The 18,213-nt window shown below is 42.4% G+C and carries 20 protein-coding genes; 15 read left to right on the top strand and 5 right to left on the bottom strand.

From position 1 onward, the window contains the following. Nucleotides 1-48 precede the first annotated feature (48 nt). Nucleotides 49-648, bottom strand: coding sequence for a ribosome biogenesis GTP-binding protein YihA/YsxC (yihA, locus tag ACQY3F_RS14030; RefSeq protein ID WP_428357695.1), 600 nt, complete (start codon nt 646-648; stop codon nt 49-51). Nucleotides 649-747: 99 nt separating this feature from the next. On the opposite strand from yihA, the gene ACQY3F_RS14025 reads away from it, so the two are divergent. Together ACQY3F_RS14025 and ACQY3F_RS14020 are read left to right on the top strand one after the other, a co-directional pair. Beyond that, on the top strand, nt 748-1,455 hold the full coding sequence (locus ACQY3F_RS14025; protein WP_428355519.1) for a c-type cytochrome: 708 nt from the start codon (nt 748-750) through the stop codon (nt 1,453-1,455). Nucleotides 1,456-1,488: 33 nt separating this feature from the next. Continuing rightward, a complete protein-coding gene (locus ACQY3F_RS14020) occupies nt 1,489-2,100 on the top strand; it encodes a thiol:disulfide interchange protein DsbA/DsbL (RefSeq protein WP_428355517.1) in 612 nt (203 codons plus the stop codon). Nucleotides 2,101-2,535: 435 nt separating this feature from the next. Here the strand turns inward: ACQY3F_RS14020 and ACQY3F_RS14015 are convergent, their stop codons facing one another. Continuing rightward, nucleotides 2,536-2,787, bottom strand: coding sequence for a hypothetical protein (locus ACQY3F_RS14015; RefSeq protein ID WP_428355516.1), 252 nt, complete (start codon nt 2,785-2,787; stop codon nt 2,536-2,538). An 89-nt stretch (nt 2,788-2,876) separates the two neighbouring features. On the opposite strand from ACQY3F_RS14015, the gene ACQY3F_RS14010 reads away from it, so the two are divergent. The 12 genes from ACQY3F_RS14010 (at nt 2,877) to ACQY3F_RS13955 (ending at nt 15,754) form a co-directional block, all read left to right on the top strand. Then, the gene (locus ACQY3F_RS14010; RefSeq protein WP_428355515.1) at nt 2,877-3,338 is read left to right on the top strand and encodes an NfeD family protein; all 462 of its coding nucleotides are present in this window, start codon (nt 2,877-2,879) and stop codon (nt 3,336-3,338) included. Between the two features lie 16 nt (nt 3,339-3,354). Continuing rightward, nucleotides 3,355-4,200 carry an SPFH domain-containing protein gene (locus tag ACQY3F_RS14005; RefSeq protein WP_428355514.1) on the top strand — a complete coding sequence of 282 codons (846 nt, stop codon included), beginning with the start codon at nt 3,355-3,357 and terminating at the stop codon, nt 4,198-4,200. A 93-nt stretch (nt 4,201-4,293) separates the two neighbouring features. Beyond that, nucleotides 4,294-5,199, top strand: coding sequence for an AAA family ATPase (locus ACQY3F_RS14000; protein WP_428355513.1), 906 nt, complete (start codon nt 4,294-4,296; stop codon nt 5,197-5,199). A gap of 139 nt (nt 5,200-5,338) precedes the next feature. After that, nucleotides 5,339-6,241 carry a DUF58 domain-containing protein gene (locus tag ACQY3F_RS13995; protein ID WP_428355512.1) on the top strand — a complete coding sequence of 301 codons (903 nt, stop codon included), beginning with the start codon at nt 5,339-5,341 and terminating at the stop codon, nt 6,239-6,241. Nucleotides 6,242-6,567: 326 nt separating this feature from the next. Beyond that, on the top strand, nt 6,568-7,410 hold the full coding sequence (locus tag ACQY3F_RS13990) for a 23S rRNA (adenine(2030)-N(6))-methyltransferase RlmJ (RefSeq protein ID WP_428355510.1): 843 nt from the start codon (nt 6,568-6,570) through the stop codon (nt 7,408-7,410). Nucleotides 7,411-7,413: 3 nt separating this feature from the next. Then, nucleotides 7,414-9,375: a transglutaminase TgpA family protein gene (locus ACQY3F_RS13985; protein WP_428355509.1), complete on the top strand. Its 1,962-nt coding sequence runs from the start codon at nt 7,414-7,416 to the stop codon at nt 9,373-9,375. 148 nt (nt 9,376-9,523) lie between these two features. After that, nucleotides 9,524-9,895 carry a YajD family HNH nuclease gene (locus tag ACQY3F_RS13980; RefSeq protein ID WP_428355508.1) on the top strand — a complete coding sequence of 124 codons (372 nt, stop codon included), beginning with the start codon at nt 9,524-9,526 and terminating at the stop codon, nt 9,893-9,895. Then, nucleotides 9,892-10,455, top strand: a complete 564-nt coding sequence (locus ACQY3F_RS13975; RefSeq protein ID WP_428355507.1) for a DNA-3-methyladenine glycosylase I — start codon at nt 9,892-9,894, stop codon at nt 10,453-10,455. The genes ACQY3F_RS13980 and ACQY3F_RS13975 overlap by 4 nt, the downstream gene beginning before the upstream one ends. Nucleotides 10,456-10,573: 118 nt before the next feature. After that, nucleotides 10,574-13,744 (top strand): type ISP restriction/modification enzyme, encoded by a 3,171-nt coding sequence (locus ACQY3F_RS13970; RefSeq protein WP_428355505.1) that lies wholly within the window; start codon nt 10,574-10,576, stop codon nt 13,742-13,744. Between the two features lie 107 nt (nt 13,745-13,851). Further along, nucleotides 13,852-14,304 (top strand): REP-associated tyrosine transposase, encoded by a 453-nt coding sequence (locus tag ACQY3F_RS13965; protein WP_428355503.1) that lies wholly within the window; start codon nt 13,852-13,854, stop codon nt 14,302-14,304. 80 nt (nt 14,305-14,384) lie between these two features. Further along, entirely contained in the window at nt 14,385-15,095 is a 711-nt protein-coding gene (gene dnaQ, locus ACQY3F_RS13960; RefSeq protein ID WP_428355502.1) for a DNA polymerase III subunit epsilon, read from the top strand. Beyond that, the gene (locus ACQY3F_RS13955) at nt 15,083-15,754 is read left to right on the top strand and encodes a Crp/Fnr family transcriptional regulator (RefSeq protein WP_428355500.1); all 672 of its coding nucleotides are present in this window, start codon (nt 15,083-15,085) and stop codon (nt 15,752-15,754) included. The genes dnaQ and ACQY3F_RS13955 overlap by 13 nt, the downstream gene beginning before the upstream one ends. Here the strand turns inward: ACQY3F_RS13955 and ACQY3F_RS13950 are convergent. After that, on the bottom strand, nt 15,751-15,945 hold the full coding sequence (locus ACQY3F_RS13950) for a hypothetical protein (RefSeq protein WP_428355498.1): 195 nt from the start codon (nt 15,943-15,945) through the stop codon (nt 15,751-15,753). The two genes, ACQY3F_RS13955 and ACQY3F_RS13950, sit on opposite strands and share 4 nt — an antisense overlap. A gap of 428 nt (nt 15,946-16,373) precedes the next feature. Here ACQY3F_RS13950 and ACQY3F_RS13945 point away from each other — a divergent pair, with 428 nt between their 5' ends. Next, nucleotides 16,374-16,934, top strand: coding sequence for a thioredoxin family protein (locus ACQY3F_RS13945; RefSeq protein ID WP_428355497.1), 561 nt, complete (start codon nt 16,374-16,376; stop codon nt 16,932-16,934). Nucleotides 16,935-17,001: 67 nt separating this feature from the next. Here ACQY3F_RS13945 and ACQY3F_RS13940 read toward each other — a convergent pair whose 3' ends face one another. After that, nucleotides 17,002-17,352 (bottom strand): hypothetical protein, encoded by a 351-nt coding sequence (locus ACQY3F_RS13940; protein WP_428355496.1) that lies wholly within the window; start codon nt 17,350-17,352, stop codon nt 17,002-17,004. Nucleotides 17,353-17,490: 138 nt separating this feature from the next. Continuing rightward, nucleotides 17,491-18,213, bottom strand: a complete 723-nt coding sequence (locus ACQY3F_RS13935; protein WP_428355494.1) for a cytochrome c1 — start codon at nt 18,211-18,213, stop codon at nt 17,491-17,493.

Below are 18,213 nucleotides of genomic sequence, written 5' to 3'. Positions count from 1 at the left end.
TGCGAACCCCATTATTTTGTGAAAGCCCACCCATACCCGTCAGCTAAATTATTCAGCCTCAAACCAGCTATCTAACAATTCGTGAATATCATCTATGCCACTTTTTTTTAACGCAGAAAATAATTGTAGTGTGACCGATAGATCTTGTTCTTGCAGTTCACGTTGCACTTTAAACAAGGTATTTTTCGCCGCACCATAATTTAATTTATCGGCTTTTGTTAATAATATGTGCAACGGTTTTTTTGTATAGGCGCACCACTCGATCATTTGCCAGTCAAATTCAGTCAGCGGATGGCGGATATCCATGACCAGGATAATGCCATATAAAGATTGGCGTTCCTGTAAATAGGTTTCCATTAAGTCGTGCCATTGCCGCTTCACTTTTGCGGGAACTTTTGCATAGCCATAGCCCGGTAGGTCAACAAATCGCTGCTGCTCATTCAAATTAAAAAAATTCAGTAATTGTGTGCGCCCCGGTGTTTTACTGGTTCTGGCTAATGATTTTTGTCGGGTTAAAGTGTTTAATGCACTGGATTTTCCAGCATTGGAGCGACCTGCAAAAGCAACTTCCCGACCTGAGTCAGCAGGTGCAGAATCTAAACCGGGAGCGCTAAGGACAAATTTTGCCTGATGATAAAGAGGGTTCATGTGCATCTCAAGTAGAGGGATTAATTAAATTAGAGTAGAATTCTAACCACTATTGTACATAACAACCTTATGATTATCTTATTCCGAAGGGGAAGTCTAATGAAGAAAAGTTTACTAGTGGTTTCTGTATCGTTTGCTTTACTTAACATGTCCGGGATTGCACAAGCAGTTGGTGATATTAGTGCAGGCCAGGGGAAAAGCGGGACTTGTGCTAGCTGTCATGGTGAAAATGGTAATAGTATGATGCCTCTATTCCCTAAATTAGCGGCACAAAACGAAGGTTACCTGGTTAAGCAGATGCATGCTTTCAAGGATGGCTCACGCAGTGACCCTACGATGGCGTCAATGGTTGCGGGTCTATCAGATCAGGATATAGAAGATATAGCCGTTTATTATGAAGCGCAAGCCGTTACAGCAAATTCAGAACCACAAATAAATCCTGATGACCTGGATGAGATTGATGATAATGATTCACTCAGTGAAGATGAAAAAACCGCTGCCCGGAAAGCTTTGCAAGATAAGCAGGGTGCTTTAATAGCGCAGGGTTACGATGTCTACCGTAATGGTGATCTGGACAATGAAATATCCGCCTGTATTGCCTGTCATGGCCCAGAAGGCGAAGGTAATGAGCCTGCTTCATTCCCGGCTTTAAAAGGCCAGCATGCAGATTATCTGATAAAAACTCTGACCGACTTTAAAACCGATGTGCGTAGTAATAACCCTGATAATATGATGCATATGATTGCCAAGAAAATGACCGATGAAAAAATCAAAGCTATAGCCTATTATGTTTCGGTAATGAAATAACTGTTTGTGACCAGTAAGAGAGAAGAGCATACAATGTTAAAAAATATTATTAAAGCAGGCCTGATTAGCTTGGCAGTTTTGAGCAGTGTTAGCTTTGCTGCAGAAAAAGGTTATAAAGATTTGGCGGCAGTACAGCCAACTCAGGACCCGTCAAAAGTCGAAGTGATTGAATTTTTTTGGTACGGTTGCCCACATTGTTATCAATTTGAGCCCTATGTAGAAAAGTGGAAGTCCAGCTTGCCGGAGAATGTAACGTTTATACGTCAGCCTGCTGTATTCAGCGCGGTGTGGGCTAAGCATGCAAAAGCTTACTATACTGCAGAAGTTTTAGGTGTAGTTGATAAAATACATGCTGATTTCTTTCAAGCGATACAGGTTAATAAAAAGCAATTAACTAGTGAAGATGATCTCGCTAAATTCTTTGTTGCCCATGGCGTTGATGAAGCTGCTTTCCATGATGCTTATAATTCTTTTATAGTTGATACTAAAATGCGCCAGGCTAAAACTATGGGACCACGTTATGGTATAACCGGTGTGCCAGCAGTCGTGGTCAATGGTAAGTATCTAGTCAGCGGCAAGTCAGCAGGGTCGCATGAAGGCATGATCAAGGTGATTAACGAATTAATCGTACAGGAAAGTCAATAAATAGAGCTGACTTTGGGGCAGTTAAAGTATTTTTTGTATGTTGGGTAGAGGTACAAAACCCAACAATCGATGCCGCATAAGCTATTGATTGTTGGTGTTTCCTGGCTCGTTCCAGTCTACATGGTCAGTTTTGTAGTGTGTATCATTGAATATTTTTATAGTCTCTTTAGGCGGCTATTGATAATACCAGAAGTTCGAGGGGGGGTTGCGGACTGACGTCTGCTCTACTCTGAGTAACGGGATAAAAGAACTTAGGAACGAGAATTCAATAATACCCGAGTCTGACTTGTTCCTGCCTACTCAGGAATGACGCTTCTTTTGACTCCACAGGCGTACGAGAAAAACAGTTGCGTAGCTCTCACTGCGCCTGTTTTCCTAACACGCCTGTGAAGCCAAAATCCTGCGCCATACTTTCGGGTATTATATCCTCATTCCTTATTGTGCTAAATCGTCGGGGGTTTCTGTCGCGGCTGGCTTTTCGGATTGTACTACTTCAGACAGGGACCCACCCTGCTTGGTGCCTTCGCCAAACATGATTGCAGCCGCCATAAATAATATGACTGAAACACCCACAATGATGAATCTGTTCGGTTGATCCATCCAGAATAATAGCCATTTAGGTTTGATTAAACCTACCGCTAAAATACCGATGGCTAAAACAAGTAAGTTAATCGCCCATATAATCATGATTTTTCCTGATGCTTAAAAAAATAAATAAGCGGGTATTGTACTGTTTCATGCATGAAATATAAAAATTTTTATAAGGGGCAGAAATGATGGAATGGTTAAATACAAATATTGCTTACTGGCACTGGATGATTTTTGGCTTATGTCTGGCATTGGCGGAGGTCATGTTGGTTAGTTTCGTGGCATTATGGTTCGGCATAAGCGCGATTATTGTGGGGTTATTGCTACTGATCTATCCATTTTCATTTACCGTGCAATTGACGATATGGATAGTTTTATCTATTTTTATTGTGTTCGCTTGGTTTAAGTGGGTTTCGCCACATTTAAAAAATAAAACCTTTTCAGGCATGTCACGGGAGAGCATGATAGGCCAGATTGGTACGGTGATTGAATATAATTCCCTCCATGAAGGTCGAGGTACTTTACGCTTTCCGGCCCCCATTCTGGGCAACGATGAATGGCAATTTATTTGTACTGATATTGTAGGCATAGGGGATCGCGTAATAGTGCGCGAATTTTCGGGTAATACGCTGATAGTTTCAGCAAAATAACGAGAGAGGATTTAATATGGAAGGTTTGTCAGTTGTTGGAGTTTTTGTTGTTTTAGTCATTGTAACGGTCGTCAAAGGAGTGCGCATAGTCCCACAGGGCTATAAGCACATCGTACAACGCCTGGGGAAATATCATTCTACTTTAAAGCCAGGGCTAAATTTTATTATCCCTTATGTCGACTCTGTTATTGACCGGTTGACGACTAAAGATATCGTGCTGGATATTCCGTCACAGGAAGTGATTACTAAAGATAATGCGATGATTATTGCAAATGCCATTGCCTATATTAATATCGTATCGCCAGAGAAGGCGGTTTATGGTGTAGAAGATTACGAGTTGGCAATAATAAAGCTCATTCAAACCTCGCTCAGAGCGATTATTGGTGAAATGAGTTTAGATGATGCGCTTTCTTCTAGAGAGCATATTAAAACAAAGTTAAAGGATGGTATTTCTGATGATATCGCCGATTGGGGTATTACTCTTAAGACAGTGGAAATTCAGGATATTAATCCGTCTACAACCATGCAGGCTTCGATGGAAGAGCAAAGCGCTGCTGAACGGGAGCGTCGTGCCGCAGTCACGCGAGCAGAAGGTGCAAAACAGGCTGCCATACTTGAAGCTGATGGTCGATTAGAAGCTTCGCGTCGCGATGCAGAAGCAAAAATATTACTGGCGGATGCCAGTGGTAAAGCAATCGAAAGTATTACCACAGCACTTAAAGATAAAGAATTACCTGCAACTTATTTATTAGGTGAGAAATATATCGAGGCCATGCGCGAACTAGCAGAATCTGATAATTCTAAAACGGTTGTGTTGCCTGCTGACTTACTGCATGCTGTAAAAGGTATTTTGGGTAAGTAGTAAAACAATGGCATAGGTAGGGCGTGGCTTTAGCCCGCCTGGGTGGCGAAATAGGCGGGCTAAAGCCACGCCCTACACAAAATAAGGATATTTATGCACCAGATTCTCGACCTGGTAATTAATGCAGCAAACAACATTATACTGGGTAAAGAGCATCAAATTCGATTGTCATTATGCTGTTTATTAACGGGTGGTCATTTACTGATTGAAGATATACCCGGCGTTGGAAAAACTACTCTGGCGCATACCTTGGCAAAACTAATGGGTCTGGAGTACCAGCGCATCCAGTTTACCAGTGATTTGTTGCCCGCGGATATTATTGGCGCAACGATTTATAATCCAGAGCAGCATCAATTTACCTTTCATAAAGGTTCGATTTTCAAGCAAATGGTTTTAGCTGATGAAATAAATCGCGCCACACCTAAAGCGCAAAGTGCGTTACTAGAAGCGATGGAAGAGCAGCAAGTTACGGTAGAAGGGGAAACTTATCCCTTACCACAGCCCTTTTTTGTGATCGCAACGCAAAATCCAAATCGTCAGTTGGGTACATTTCCTCTGCCAGAATCACAGTTAGACCGTTTTTTAATGCGTATTGAATTGGGCTATCCTGATCATGATGCTGAACGCGAATTATTGACAGGTCAAAACCGTTATAAGTTAATTGCAACATTGGACGCAGAATTATCTGCTGAGAAATTAATACAGATGCAACAAGCGATAAAAAACGTTTATGCTTCCCCAGCTTTACTGGACTATGTACAAGCACTCATAAAATTCACCCGAGACTCCGAAGAATACCAGGTCGGTTTATCGCCCCGGGCAGGATTGGCTTTATTGAATTCTGCTAAGGCATGGGCTTATATGCAGCGACGTGAGTCAGTGATTCCTGAGGACGTACAAACAGTATTGGCTCCTGTGGCTGGGCATCGTCTTCGTGCCAGCCATAGTAATTCAGATAATATAGTCGCACCCCTGCTAGCGAATGTCGCAATTCCTTAAAAAGCAGGGAATGATAGGGCGCTGCCCCCCCCCCCTGAATTTAGGTATAAAGGCAGCAGTAGAGCGTGACTTTAGCCCGCAAGAAATATCGCGAAAAAAGGTCGTAGTTCGGCTCTGAAGCCTTTCATCTCTATTGAATATGAAAACAACACCCTCTGCAAAACCCATACGCTTAAGCTATAGAAGCATTTATATACTGCCTACCAAACGTGGCTTGGGCTTTGTATTGCTTATGACCATACTGATGTTGATAGCCTTTGTTTACAATAACAACCTGGTTTACCTGCTGTGCTTTTTACTCGCTAGCCTGTTTTTTATTACGATTGTACATACCGTTAACTCGTTACAAGGACTGCTGATTAAAAAAGCGCAAAGTCCTGATGTTTTTGCGGGTGAATTAACTAAAAGTGCTTTAATTATCGATAACCCGGGTAATTCAGATCGCTATAGTGTTCAGTTAGGCGCCACAAGGAAAAGTATGGTGTCTTGTGATATAAGTGCACAACAAAGTGCGCATGTCAGCCTGGCGCAGCGAGCTAATCAGCGCGGCTGGTTGGTAGTAAGTCGCCCGGTTATTTCTAGTTGTTATCCTTTTGGTTTATTTCGCGCCTGGAACCGTTTAAACATAGAAATTAAAACATTAGTTTATCCGCGCCCGGGCACACAAGTGTGTCCGCTCCCAGAAAATAGTAGTCGTCAGGGAATGCAAGGTAATGCACAAAAAGGTCAGGATGATTTTTATGGGCTACAAGATTACCAGGCGGGAGACGGTATCAGACATATTCATTGGCGAGCTTATGCAAAAGGGCAAGGCTTACTGACGCGTCAATACACGGGCTTACAGAGCGCAGAAATCTGGTTGGATTATGAACAAACTCTAGGTTCAGACCAGGAGGAACGCTTAAGTCAGATGTGTCGCTGGGTGTTAGACGCAGATAAAACCGGGGTAGAATATGGCATGAAACTAATGGATCTTAATATAGCCCCAAACCGGGGGCATGAGCATTCCACGCAATGTCTCCAAGCTTTAGCGCTTGTGTAGGGTGAGTTACCCTGCTCTAGTAAGTGTACATGGAGTATACGTAATGCGGGGAATCTCTGTTACGAATACCCGGTATTCCGCAAGCTTCTAACGGGCTACAAGTTTGACCGTTAAGCTGCAAATTAATAGCGCTTACCCAGCTTAGGAACGCGCACGAAATAACTTAAGCAACTGGCTTGTCTTTTTACCCGTCTTCTGCGTTGTAGAAACTGTTACGTAGCTGGCTATATGTCTGTTTCTACGTCTTGAATACGAATAAAAATTCTGCGCCAGATGCTCAACTTATTCCGTGCGCGTTCCTTAATATACACTTACATAAACGACCTATGCTTAGTTATCGTCACTCCTATCATGCTGGAAATTTTGCCGATGTGTTAAAACACAGCGTATTAATTCATATTCTTGAGCACCTGAAAAAGAAGCAAAAGCCTTTTTGTTATGTTGATACCCATGCTGGGGCAGGAAGCTACTCTCTAACTAGTGAACAAGCAGAAAAAACGCAAGAATATCAGCAAGGAATCGCTAAACTATGGCAAGAGAGCAACTTGCCTCCTGCGTTGACTGCCTATGTAAATGTAGTTAAAGCATTTAATGTCCAGAATGAATTAACGCGTTATCCAGGTTCACCGATGATAGCCAGGCATTTAATGCGTCAACAAGATCGCTTGTTTTTATACGAGCTACACAATAGTGAAATTGAGATCTTACGCATAGCGGTCAATAAAGATAAGCGCGTACAGATCGCGCATGAAGATGGATTTACTCGCAGTTTGTCAATTATGCCGCCGCAGCAACGCCGTGGACTGGTGCTAATAGATCCCTCGTATGAAATCAAAACCGATTACAAACAGGTTGTTGAAACACTAGACAATTTATATAAGCGCTTTGCAACCGGGACTTATACACTCTGGTATCCCGTTGTAGAGCGGCAGCGAATCGATGAACTAGAACAGAGTATTGCCGCCAGCAGTTTACAAAACGTACAGTTATTTGAATTAGCTCAATTACCGGATAAGCAGGCGCTAGGGATGACTGCCAGCGGGATGATAGTTGTCAATCCGCCATGGACATTAAAGGGAGAAATGCAACTGTCCTTATCCTGTCTGGCCGAAAAGTTAGGCATTGAGCATCAGGGAAGTTATCGTATAAAACAATTAAAAGATGAATAGCTTATGCAAGAGACAATTAATCAGCGTAGCATAGTTTTTCTGCTCAGCTCCATAGGCTTAATCACTTTACCGCATGTGTTACATGTACCTGCGCCTATTTTTGCTTTTTTCTCTGTGTTATTAATCTGGCGATTTATAGGTGTCTGGCATCCAGAGTATTTGCCGAATCAGTTACTGGTTTTTTTACTCTTACTCTGTGGTATAAGTTTGTTGGTGACCATGCATCAGGGGGTCTTCGGTCGAGATGCTGGCACCACTGTTTTTGTTATTGCTCTGGGGTTGAAATTGCTGGAAATTAAAACTCAAAGAGATGTTTATCTAATTGTCTATCTTGCGTTTATTGTTGCAGCATCCCAATTATTGTATATACAAAATATATTAATGGCGGGGTACATTTTGTTAGTCTGCATCAGTCTATTAGCGACCTTGATTTTTATTAATAGTGCTAGCCAGAGCAATATTGCATCATTAAAAACTGCTGGAAATATTTTAATGCAGGCCATCCCTTTGATGGTGATTATGTTTATCTTTTTTCCGCGCGTTGAAGCGCCGCGTTGGTCTTTTTTAGACAATGATAATCAAGCGACTTCAGGGCTGAGTGACACTTTAGAACCCGGTTCAATTAGTCAGTTAGGCTTGTCAGGAGAGCTGGTGTTTCGAGCGAAATTTACAGGAGATTTACCTCCGAATGCAGAGCGTTATTGGCGGGGGCCTGTCTTTTCTTTTACCGATGGTAAAAAATGGACCCAGACTAAAAATACACATTTCAAGCGCTATCTGGATAAAACTCAATTCATGGGAAAAGCTTATCAGTACCTGCTACTGATGGAGCCGCAATCTAAGAACTGGGTCTTTGCACTGGATATGCCTGAAACTTACCATTGGCCATTACATGAAAATGGCAACCGTCAACTAATAAGCTCAGAACCTGCAGGAAAAAGAGCAGAATACAGCATCACCTCCTATGCGCAATACAATACTGGTTATATTACCAAAACAGAGCTGAGTGATAATTTACAGTTACCGAATCGGGTTGAGGGGCGTATTGATGATTTAGTTGGGCAGTTAGGCGGCTTTGATACATCCCCGGGAACATTCATTAATAAAGTATTTGCGCATTTTAGAAATGAGGACTTTTATTACACCTTAATGCCGCCGTTACTGGATGAAAAGCCGATAGAAACTTTTTTATTTGATACCCGTGAAGGTTTTTGCGGACATTACGCAACTGCTTTTGTCTATTTAATGCGTGTTGCCGGAATCCCTGCGCGCATTGTGGGTGGTTATCAAGGCGGGGCCTATAATGAAACAGGTGGATTTATTGAAGTCAGGCAGGCAAATGCGCATGCCTGGGCGGAAGTATGGCTACAAGATAAAGGCTGGGTACGATATGACCCAACCACTGCCATAGCTCCGGAGCGAATAGAACAGGATGTTAACATTGAACAGCAGATTGCGAATAATGCAGTCAGTTTTGCACCGATACAGCTTGATAGTCAAACACTTGCATTGCTAAAACAGGCGCGAAGTTTATGGAGTAGTGCAGATTATAACTGGCACCGCTGGATAATTAACTATGATCGTCGCCAGCAGTTCAGCTTTTTATCAAGTTTTGGTATAGATACGCTTAAATCCATGTTGTATTGGCTAGTAGGCTTGGTTGCTTTAGTAACGATTTTTCTGGCTGCCTACCTGTTTCGTAAACAAACTCTGGTATTAGAAAAGTCACAGATATATTATGCCCGAGCCTGCCAGAAATTAGCTAAAACAGGTTTGATTAAACAGGATTGCGAAGGGGCAAATGATTTTTCCCAACGGGTAAGAGAGCAACAGCCAGATATTGCAGAAAGCTTTGCGCATATTACCCAGCTTTATGTGCAAATTCGGTATGCCAGGCAGTTTGATGATTCACTACTGGAGCAATTAGGCGCAAGTGCTGCGGCTTTTCGGGTAAGTAAAAGCTAAGTAAGCAGTAGAGCGGACTTTAGTCCGCTAAAATAATACACTAAAGGCGGGCTAAAGCCGCGCCCTACATTCATCTGTTGAAAATTTAACAATCAAAATCCTGCGAAGTATATAATGAACTTTTTTAGATTTATATAAATGAGGTCTTATGGCAAGCAATAATCAGCAGAGTATGAGCGCTAGTGAGCGCATAGTCGCAGAGGCACGTAAACATCAGACTGACCGGGAAAAAACCTATCGTGGTCAGGCCTTAAAAATGTACCCCTGGGTATGCGGACGCTGTTCCCGCGAATTCACCAATGCCAATTTACAGGAACTCACGGTACATCATAAAAATCATAATCATGATGACAATCCTGCGGATGGTAGTAACTGGGAATTATTATGTTTGTATTGTCATGATAATGAACATTCAAAATACGAAGAAATGCGCTTTGGCAGTGGCAAGAAAGAGATTCAGGATCACTCGGGCGGTTCACATAACCCTTTTGCCGGTCTAGGCGATCTATTAAAAAAATGAGTAAGTGTCCGTGGGCGCTTGCTAGTGAAATGGAAGAGCACTACCATGACACGCAATGGGGAGTGCCGGTACATGATGAGCGGCTATTGTTTGAGATGCTGATATTAGAAGGCGCGCAAGCAGGCCTAAGTTGGTCTACCGTGTTAAAAAAACGCGAGGGCTATCGCCAGGCATTTGATAACTTTGATGTACACAAAGTCGCTAGCTATAGCGAGCAAAAACAACTGGAACTACAAAACAATCCCGAAATTATCCGCAATAAATTAAAAATACGCTCAGCAGTGACTAATGCTCAAGCTTTTATCGCCATACAAGAACAATACGGCAGTTTCGATACCCATATCTGGTCGTTTGTAAATGGCAAGCCCATCATAAATACCTGGCAGACGATGCAACAAGTACCCGCAAATACCCCTGAATCAGATGCCATGAGCAAGAGCTTAAAAAAGGCAGGCTTTAAATTTGTCGGCACCACCATTTGCTATGCCTATATGCAGGCGGTAGGGATGGTTAATGATCACCTAGTGACTTGCCCCAGATACAATGTCTTTTATGCTTAATGTAGGGCGCGGCTTTAGCCCGCCTTGGTATAGCACGATATTATTGTACGTTAATAATGGCGGGCTAAAGCCGCGCCCTACGATGAAAGAACGGTCGTTTGAATAGATAAGGAAGACTGTGCAAGAAATACAAAGCTATATCGACAAGCTAAATCAGCGCTACAAAACGGGGATATCCCGAGAGCATAGCTATCGAGGCGATTTGCAAAATCTTCTGGAAGCAATGCTGCCGGAGATATTGGTTACCAACGAACCCGCGCATATTGCCTGTGGTGCACCCGATTATATCCTCACTAAAAAGCATATCCCTATCGGCTATATCGAAGCAAAAGATATAGGTAAGCCGCTCAATAGCAAAGAATACAAAGAACAATTTACCCGCTACAAAAATTCCCTGACTAATCTGATTATTACCGATTATCTACAGTTTGAATTTTATAAGGAAGGCGAGAAAGTCGCACATATAAGCCTGGCAAATATAACCAGTGAGGGCATCACTCCCAGCACAGAAAATTTCCAGAATTTTATCGATTTGATTCAGGACTTTGCCACTTATGTTGGGCAAACACTCAAATCACCTAGCAAACTCGCCGGCATGATGGCCGGCAAAGCCAAACTATTGGCTGCTATTATCGAGTCAGCTTTAAATAGTGACGAGCAACACCAGCATGACAGCACCCTGCAAGAACAAATGCAAGCCTTTAAAGCGATTCTGATTCACGATATCAGTGCCAAAGAATTTGCCGATGTCTATGCACAAACCATTGCTTACGGCATGTTTGCCGCACGTTTACACGATCCCACATTACCCACGTTTTCACGACAGGAAGCCGCTGAACTGATTCCCAAAAGCAATCCGTTTTTGCGTAATCTGTTTCAATATATAGCCGGTTACGATCTGGATGAGCGGATCGTCTGGATTGTCGATTCCCTTGCGGACATCTTTCGTGCCACCGATGTCGCCGCCATTCTGAATAATTTTGGCAAGGAAACTCGGCAAAACGACCCAATCATTCACTTTTACGAAACCTTTCTCGCTGCATACGATCCCAAACTGCGCAAAAGTCGGGGTGTCTGGTATACGCCTGAGCCAGTGGTTAATTTTATCGTGCGCGCGGTCGATGATCTGTTAAAAACGGATTTCAATCTGCCTAAAGGTTTGGCGGATACCAGCCAGACCACCATACAAGTGGAAAGGGCGGTTATTAAAGGTCGTGGTAAAAATAAAGCCACGCGCCTAGAGAAAATCGACAAAGACGTACATAAAGTCCAGATATTAGACCCCGCAACCGGAACCGGCACGTTTTTAGCGGCAGTCATTAAGCACATCTATAAAAATTTTGCGGGTCAGCAAGGTATCTGGCCGGGCTATGTGGAACAACATTTAATTCCCCGTCTGCACGGCTTTGAATTGCTGATGGCCTCCTATGCGATGGCGCATTTAAAGCTGGATTTATTACTGACCGAAACCGGTTATCATGGCAAGATTCCGCAAAGACTTAATGTCTACTTAACTAATACATTAGAAGAAGAACACCCGGACACTGGCACGCTGTTTGCCACCTGGTTATCCAATGAAGCCAGCGCTGCTAACCGCATTAAACGCGAAGCACCAGTGATGGTGGTGATGGGTAATCCGCCCTATGCCGTGAGTAGCAGTAATAAAGGCGCGTGGATTCAGGACTTGCTAAAAGACTATAAAAAGGACTTGAACGAGCGTAATATCCAGCCCTTATCGGATGATTACATCAGGTTTATCCGTTACGGTCAGCATATGATTGATAAAAACGGCGAAGGCATACTCGCGTATATCAGCAATAACAGTTTTATCGACGGCATAATTCATCGGCAAATGCGCAAATCCTTATTGGAGAGCTTCGATAAAATTTATATTCTGGATTTGCACGGTAATAGCAAAAAGAAAGAAGTCGCCCCTGATGGTGGTAAAGATGAAAATGTATTTGATATTATGCAAGGGGTATCGATTAATCTGTTTGTTAAAACTAGCAGGAAACGCGATTTAGCCGAGGTTTATCATCTGGATTTCTACGGCAAGCGGCAGGATAAATATCAGCGATTACTGGATAGCTCCTTAGCTTCCCTTGACTGGAATAAGCTGGATTGTCGAGCGCCGGAGTATTTTTTTGTGCCTAAGGATTTTAAAAAAGAGAAAATATATAAACAAGGAATTTCAATCACTGAAGTTTTTCCTGAATTTTCTAGTGGTATCAGTACTCATAGAGATCATTTTGTAATTGATCTTCACAAACCTGATTTAATAAAAAGAATCCAAGAGTTTCTTAATGGTGATAATTCTGACAATGAACTACAGGTTAAATTTAACTTAAAAGATAATAGAGACTGGAAAATAAGAGAATCTCGATTAAATGCCTATGCAACTACAAAGATTACAAATATTTTGTATAGGCCATTTGACAAAAGGTCAATCTATTACGACTCTGCTTTAATTGATTTTCCTCGCGAGAAAGTTATGCAACACTTGGTAAATAGAAAAAATTTTGCATTCAATTGTCTACGGCAGTCACGATCTAATGAAGCTGGTACTTTTTTAATTTCAAATGAAATTGTATGTAAAGATACTGTTTCATTATTAGATCGATGCTCCACATTTCCTCTGTATTTATATTCAGAACCAACCGCTGAACAATCGATGGAAGAAACCTCACACCGCACCCCTAACCTAAACCCCGATATAGTTAAACAAATAGCCGAACAACTAGCTCTAACCTTTACCAACGAAAAACAAAACACAGAAAATACATTTGCCCCGATAGATCTGCTCGATTATATATACGCTGTACTGCATTCGCCCACTTACCGCGAAACCTATCAGGAATTCCTGAAAATCGACTTTCCGCGTGTGCCCTATCCCGATAAAAATATCTTCTGGCAACTGGTTAAACTGGGCAGCGAGTTGCGTCAGATTCATTTGCTGGAAAGTCCGATTGTCGAAGACTTTATCAGCACCTACCCCGAATCCGGCGATAATCAGATCACCCGTAAAATCAATAAACACGATTTTGTGCTGAACCCTGAAGATAGCACGCAAGGCCAGGTATGGATTAATGACCAACAATATTTTGCGCAGGTGCCGGTGATCGCCTGGAACTTTTATATAGGCGGCTATCAACCCGCACAAAAATGGTTAAAAGACCGCCACGGCCGCACCCTGGATTTTGATGACATCCTGCACTACCAGAAAATCATCGTCGCGCTTTCTGAAACCCACCGGATTATGCAGAAAATTGATAAAATAATAACCCTGTAGGGCGCGGCTTTAGCCCGCCTTTGGTATAGTACGATATTATTTTACATTAATAATGGCGGACTAAAGCCGCGCCCTACAGGTGCTTTCGATGATTTTATGGGGGGATAATGGTTTATGCTGATTTAACTAAGGGGCGGTTTTCTGAATTGGGTCGAGCGTATTCATTAACGATAGTAACTGAAAAGCGCATTCCGCATTTTCATGATTTTGCTTATGCAAGATGCGTTATTAAACAAATGCAATCTATGCACGATGCTGAGCTATTGCATTCTCTTGCCTGGGTCTTAATGCCGGATCATTTGCATTGGTTAGTTGCAGTAGACTCTATTGAGTTATTCGAAGTGGTGCGTGTATTTAAGGGTAAAACGGGTTTTGTTTTAAATAAACGTTTAACTCGGCAAGGGGCTTTTTGGCAGCGTGGGTTTTATGATCATGCGCTAAGAAAAAAGGAAGACATAAGAGCGGCAGCAAGATATATTGTTGCTAATCCATTACGCGCTGGGTTGGTTGATGTGATTGGTGATTATTCTCATTGGGATGCTGCGTGGGTGGTTGATTAAGATTGTTGTAGGGCGTGGCTTTAGCCCGCCTTTTGATATTGGCGGGCTAAAGCCACGCCCTACAGAGTAGGTTATTATTTATGCGAAAAAAAGGCCGGCAGGTTGTTTTAGATACGGAAACAACGGGATTAAATCCTAAAGAAGGGCATCGGATTATCGAGATTGGTTGTGTAGAGCTGGTGAATCGGCGCTTAACCGATAAGCAGTTTCATATGTATATTAATCCTGAGCGGCGGGTTGATGAGGGCGCGATGGAGGTACATGGGATCACTAACGAGTTTCTGCAAGATAAGCCTTTGTTTAAGGATGTGGTCGATGATTTTCTGGACTTTATTCGTGGTGCGGAATTGGTAATCCATAATGCGCCGTTTGATGTGGGGTTTATGGATCATGAGTTTACTTTATTAGACCCTGCGGCTGAATTGACTGCTGATATGTGCAGCGTGTTTGATAGCCTGGTTTATGCGCGGAAAAAGCACCCCGGTCAGCGTAATAGTCTGGATGCTTTGTGTAAACGCTATGGTATTGATAATACCCATCGAGATTTGCATGGGGCTTTGCTGGATGCGGAAATTTTATCGGATGTATATCTGTTAATGACCGGAGGGCAGATTTCTTTGCTGGATGACGGTGATTTAACTGATGGTGCGGCAGAGCAGGTTATTCAACGCCTTAGTAGTGACAGACCCGCACTGAAAGTGATTGAATGTTCTGCTGAGGAATTAATCGAGCATCAGAAGATGCTCGAATTACTAGAGAAATCCAGCGGTGATTGTTTATGGAAAAATTAAATAAGCAAGCTTTATGGAATATACACTTTCCTGAGTTCGTTATGGCAGGAGAAGGGGGGATTAATAGCCTGATGGCTTCGGCTAAGTTAGTTGAACTTCCTGCTGGGCAGCAGGTTTTTTACCCCGGCGCAGTGTGCGAACAGTATTTATTAGTTTTAGAAGGTAGCGTTAAAGCGCAAATTATTTCTGAGGGAGGGCGGGAAATGTTGCTGTACCGTGTTTGTTCAGGTGATTCCTGTGTGTTAACCACTTCCTGTTTATTAAGTGGTGATAATTATCCTGCAGAAGGGGTTGCTGAAGGAAATGTACTGGCTTTTGCTATTTCTTCACATGCATTTTATCGTTGTATAGAGCAATCGGCTTTTTTTCGCGAGTTTGTATTCAAGAAATTTTCCGCACGTTTAACGGATGTTATTGGCTTATTAGAAGATGTAACTTTTAGTGCCATCGATACGCGCTTGAGCAAAGCTTTATTAGCAGAAAGTACAGATGTGATTACGCTGACTCATCAGGAGCTGGCTGCTAAATTAGGCTCAGCTCGTGAAGTAATTTCCCGGCATTTGAAGCGCTTTGAAGCGTATGGCTGGGTTAGTTTAAATAGGGGGACAGTCACTTTACTTAACACAGAGGCGCTAAGCAAAGTCGCCGACAAGCATTAATGAATAGAGTCTGCTTTGGCATTAGCTGAATCTTCTTTTTGTTCTTTTACGACAAATTTGACGATAGTAAAGCCAATTAGACCTCCAACAAGACAAGCCATGAGTAGAGGCATGGCAAATGGGATTTCGTGATGGTCGCGCATATTCATTTGAAACATGGAAGAAAAAATATCAAGGAAAAAATCAATCATAAGTCACCCTTATTATAATAATGCGCCATTGCGCGGATCACTGTTGTTAATAACAGTGGAAACATATATTAGAGTATTATGAAATGATTATCAGTGACTATGTCACATAAGCTGAGTTTTTTACTGGGTTATTCGTGTTAAGCTTTTGTTGTCTTTAAACCTAGAAAAATCAGTTGAGCGCGAATTTATAGTGCAAGATATGGGTTTCACAGTGCTTTCAAAAAATTTTAGCTTCACCCATAGGTTAAGCGGACATTTTTTGGAAGTGCGGTGGAATCAAGAGCTTGTGCTATAAAACGTGAGCAACTTATTTTTCTAGGTTAAACAGGAGTGCAATAGCTTTAGCTATTGGCTGCCTTATAAAAAGCTAAAGCTTTTTTACTCCTGTTCTGTTTTGTAGAAAATAGTAACTTTTTAGAGGATTATTTATGGCTGCGACACATTCAAATATGATGCCGATGGGCACTCTGGCACCCGAGTTCAGTTTACTGGATACTATCTCAGGAAAGGAATTAAGCCTTTCTGGTTTAAAAGGTAATCAGGGGACGATTGTGATGTTTATCTGCAATCATTGTCCTTATGTGATTCATATTAAAGATCAGTTGATGGGTATTGCGCATAAATATGCAAAGCAGGGCGTTCGTACGATTGCAATCAGCGCGAATGATATTGTCAATTATCCGCAGGATGCGCCGGATAAGATGCAAGCTTTGATGGCAGAATGGGGTAATCCATTTGCTGCTTATTTATTTGATGAGACTCAGCAAATAGCAAAAGCTTACCAGGCTGCCTGCACACCTGATATTTATTTGTTTGATAATCAGCTAGCTTGTGTCTATCACGGGCGACTGGATGGCGCGACACCTAAGAATGATGTTGCTTTAACCGGAGAGGATTTACGTCGTGCTGTGGATGCTTTGTTAGCAGGAGAATCTGCGCTTGAGGATCAGGTTCCTAGTATTGGATGTAATATCAAGTGGAAACCTTAATCGGCGGAGGGCGTGGCTTCAGCCCGCCTGGGCTTATTCTTGAGGCGGACTGACGCTTGAGCGGGGGTTACTTAATATCTTCTGGGCGGCAATCACCTGGACACAGCACTTTACCCATCGGACGTAAAAATGTATAGGTGGCGGGTACCACGATAAATACGTCAGCTACGCGCTCAAAGGCATCATGCGGCGGCGCAATTGAACTTAAGGCAGTGATCGGTGACATGGCAACAAATATAGCTGTACCTGCTACTGTAGCCGCTAAGCCGAGAGGGCGAAAAATTAATAAGTCAAAAGGTACAAAGAGAGGATTGTAATCAGCGGCTTCAGTTGCCTTTTTTTTTGAGTTTTCCTGGGCATGCAGCGGTTGGTTAAGGATAAAGAAGCTGAGTAGGCTAAGCAGTAGAAATTTTTTCATGTGTATTTTGAGATAAAATGAAAAAAGCGCTAGTTCGAGAGAAGTAGCGCTTTTTTATGTCGGTAAACAGACCTTCTGTAGGGCGCGGCTTTAGCCCGCTATATAAAATGGCGGGCTAAAGTCGCGCCCTACATCGTTTTAGTGTATGTCCTTCCAGTATTCCTTTTTCAATAAATAGGCAATCACACCAAACATTAGGATAAAGAATAATACATATTTACCCATGCTTTCGCGCTCCAATTGTGCTGGTTCGCCGGCATACACCAAAAAGTTAACGATATCGTTGACTGATTTATCGAACTTCTCAGGACTCATCGTGCCAGGGCGTTCAAGCACCAATTCAGTGATAACTTCTTGTCCATCGACTTTTTCGTAGATAGGCTTTTGCTGACCCTGAAGTTTCCACAGCGGATTAGGCATACCCACAGCAGGGTAGATAGCATTGTTGACACCTAAAGGTCTGGTTGGATCCATATAAAAGCCTTTTAGGTAGCTATATAGCCAGTCAGCACCTCTTGAACGAGCAATTAATGATAAATCAGGGGGTTGAACTCCAAACCATTTATAAGCATCATGGCCATTCATGGCAGTCAGCATTTTGTCATAAATACCTGCGCCTTCAGGAGCTACTTCATCTAAAATTTCCTGTTGTTCTACCCCGAAGTCATCTGCAAGGTTCAGGTAACGGATGTATTTAGTGGAGTGACAACCTAAACAGTATTGAACATACAGATGAGCACCGTTTTCTAGTGATGCTTTATCAGATAAATCATAATCTGCGGAGTCAAGTTCCATCCCCCCGGAAGCAAATACGCCCAGTGGTAGCAAGAGTAATAGACAGCTTTGTAATAATTTTTTCAT

It is taken from the genome of Methyloprofundus sp. (assembly GCF_965251085.1).
Classification (GTDB): domain Bacteria; phylum Pseudomonadota; class Gammaproteobacteria; order Methylococcales; family Methylomonadaceae; genus Methyloprofundus.
This window is presented reverse-complemented; position numbering and strand designations above follow the sequence as displayed.

What these genes read in the sequence shown, in the direction of transcription:
- ACQY3F_RS13935 (WP_428355494.1), bottom strand. Translation starts at nt 18,213, where the DNA reads ATGAAAAAATTATTACAAAGCTGTCTATTACTCTTGCTACCACTGGGC.
- ACQY3F_RS14000 (WP_428355513.1), top strand. Translation starts at nt 4,294, where the DNA reads ATGCACCAGATTCTCGACCTGGTAATTAATGCAGCAAACAACATTATA.
- ACQY3F_RS13940 (WP_428355496.1), bottom strand. Translation starts at nt 17,352, where the DNA reads ATGAAAAAATTTCTACTGCTTAGCCTACTCAGCTTCTTTATCCTTAAC.
- ACQY3F_RS14025 (WP_428355519.1), top strand. Translation starts at nt 748, where the DNA reads ATGAAGAAAAGTTTACTAGTGGTTTCTGTATCGTTTGCTTTACTTAAC.
- dnaQ (WP_428355502.1), top strand. Translation starts at nt 14,385, where the DNA reads ATGCGAAAAAAAGGCCGGCAGGTTGTTTTAGATACGGAAACAACGGGA.
- ACQY3F_RS14005 (WP_428355514.1), top strand. Translation starts at nt 3,355, where the DNA reads ATGGAAGGTTTGTCAGTTGTTGGAGTTTTTGTTGTTTTAGTCATTGTA.
- ACQY3F_RS13965 (WP_428355503.1), top strand. Translation starts at nt 13,852, where the DNA reads ATGGTTTATGCTGATTTAACTAAGGGGCGGTTTTCTGAATTGGGTCGA.
- ACQY3F_RS14020 (WP_428355517.1), top strand. Translation starts at nt 1,489, where the DNA reads ATGTTAAAAAATATTATTAAAGCAGGCCTGATTAGCTTGGCAGTTTTG.
- ACQY3F_RS13975 (WP_428355507.1), top strand. Translation starts at nt 9,892, where the DNA reads ATGAGTAAGTGTCCGTGGGCGCTTGCTAGTGAAATGGAAGAGCACTAC.
- ACQY3F_RS13985 (WP_428355509.1), top strand. Translation starts at nt 7,414, where the DNA reads ATGCAAGAGACAATTAATCAGCGTAGCATAGTTTTTCTGCTCAGCTCC.
- ACQY3F_RS13955 (WP_428355500.1), top strand. Translation starts at nt 15,083, where the DNA reads ATGGAAAAATTAAATAAGCAAGCTTTATGGAATATACACTTTCCTGAG.
- ACQY3F_RS13990 (WP_428355510.1), top strand. Translation starts at nt 6,568, where the DNA reads ATGCTTAGTTATCGTCACTCCTATCATGCTGGAAATTTTGCCGATGTG.
- ACQY3F_RS13995 (WP_428355512.1), top strand. Translation starts at nt 5,339, where the DNA reads ATGAAAACAACACCCTCTGCAAAACCCATACGCTTAAGCTATAGAAGC.
- ACQY3F_RS13980 (WP_428355508.1), top strand. Translation starts at nt 9,524, where the DNA reads ATGGCAAGCAATAATCAGCAGAGTATGAGCGCTAGTGAGCGCATAGTC.
- ACQY3F_RS14015 (WP_428355516.1), bottom strand. Translation starts at nt 2,787, where the DNA reads ATGATTATATGGGCGATTAACTTACTTGTTTTAGCCATCGGTATTTTA.
- ACQY3F_RS13945 (WP_428355497.1), top strand. Translation starts at nt 16,374, where the DNA reads ATGGCTGCGACACATTCAAATATGATGCCGATGGGCACTCTGGCACCC.
- yihA (WP_428357695.1), bottom strand. Translation starts at nt 648, where the DNA reads ATGAACCCTCTTTATCATCAGGCAAAATTTGTCCTTAGCGCTCCCGGT.
- ACQY3F_RS14010 (WP_428355515.1), top strand. Translation starts at nt 2,877, where the DNA reads ATGGAATGGTTAAATACAAATATTGCTTACTGGCACTGGATGATTTTT.
- ACQY3F_RS13950 (WP_428355498.1), bottom strand. Translation starts at nt 15,945, where the DNA reads ATGATTGATTTTTTCCTTGATATTTTTTCTTCCATGTTTCAAATGAAT.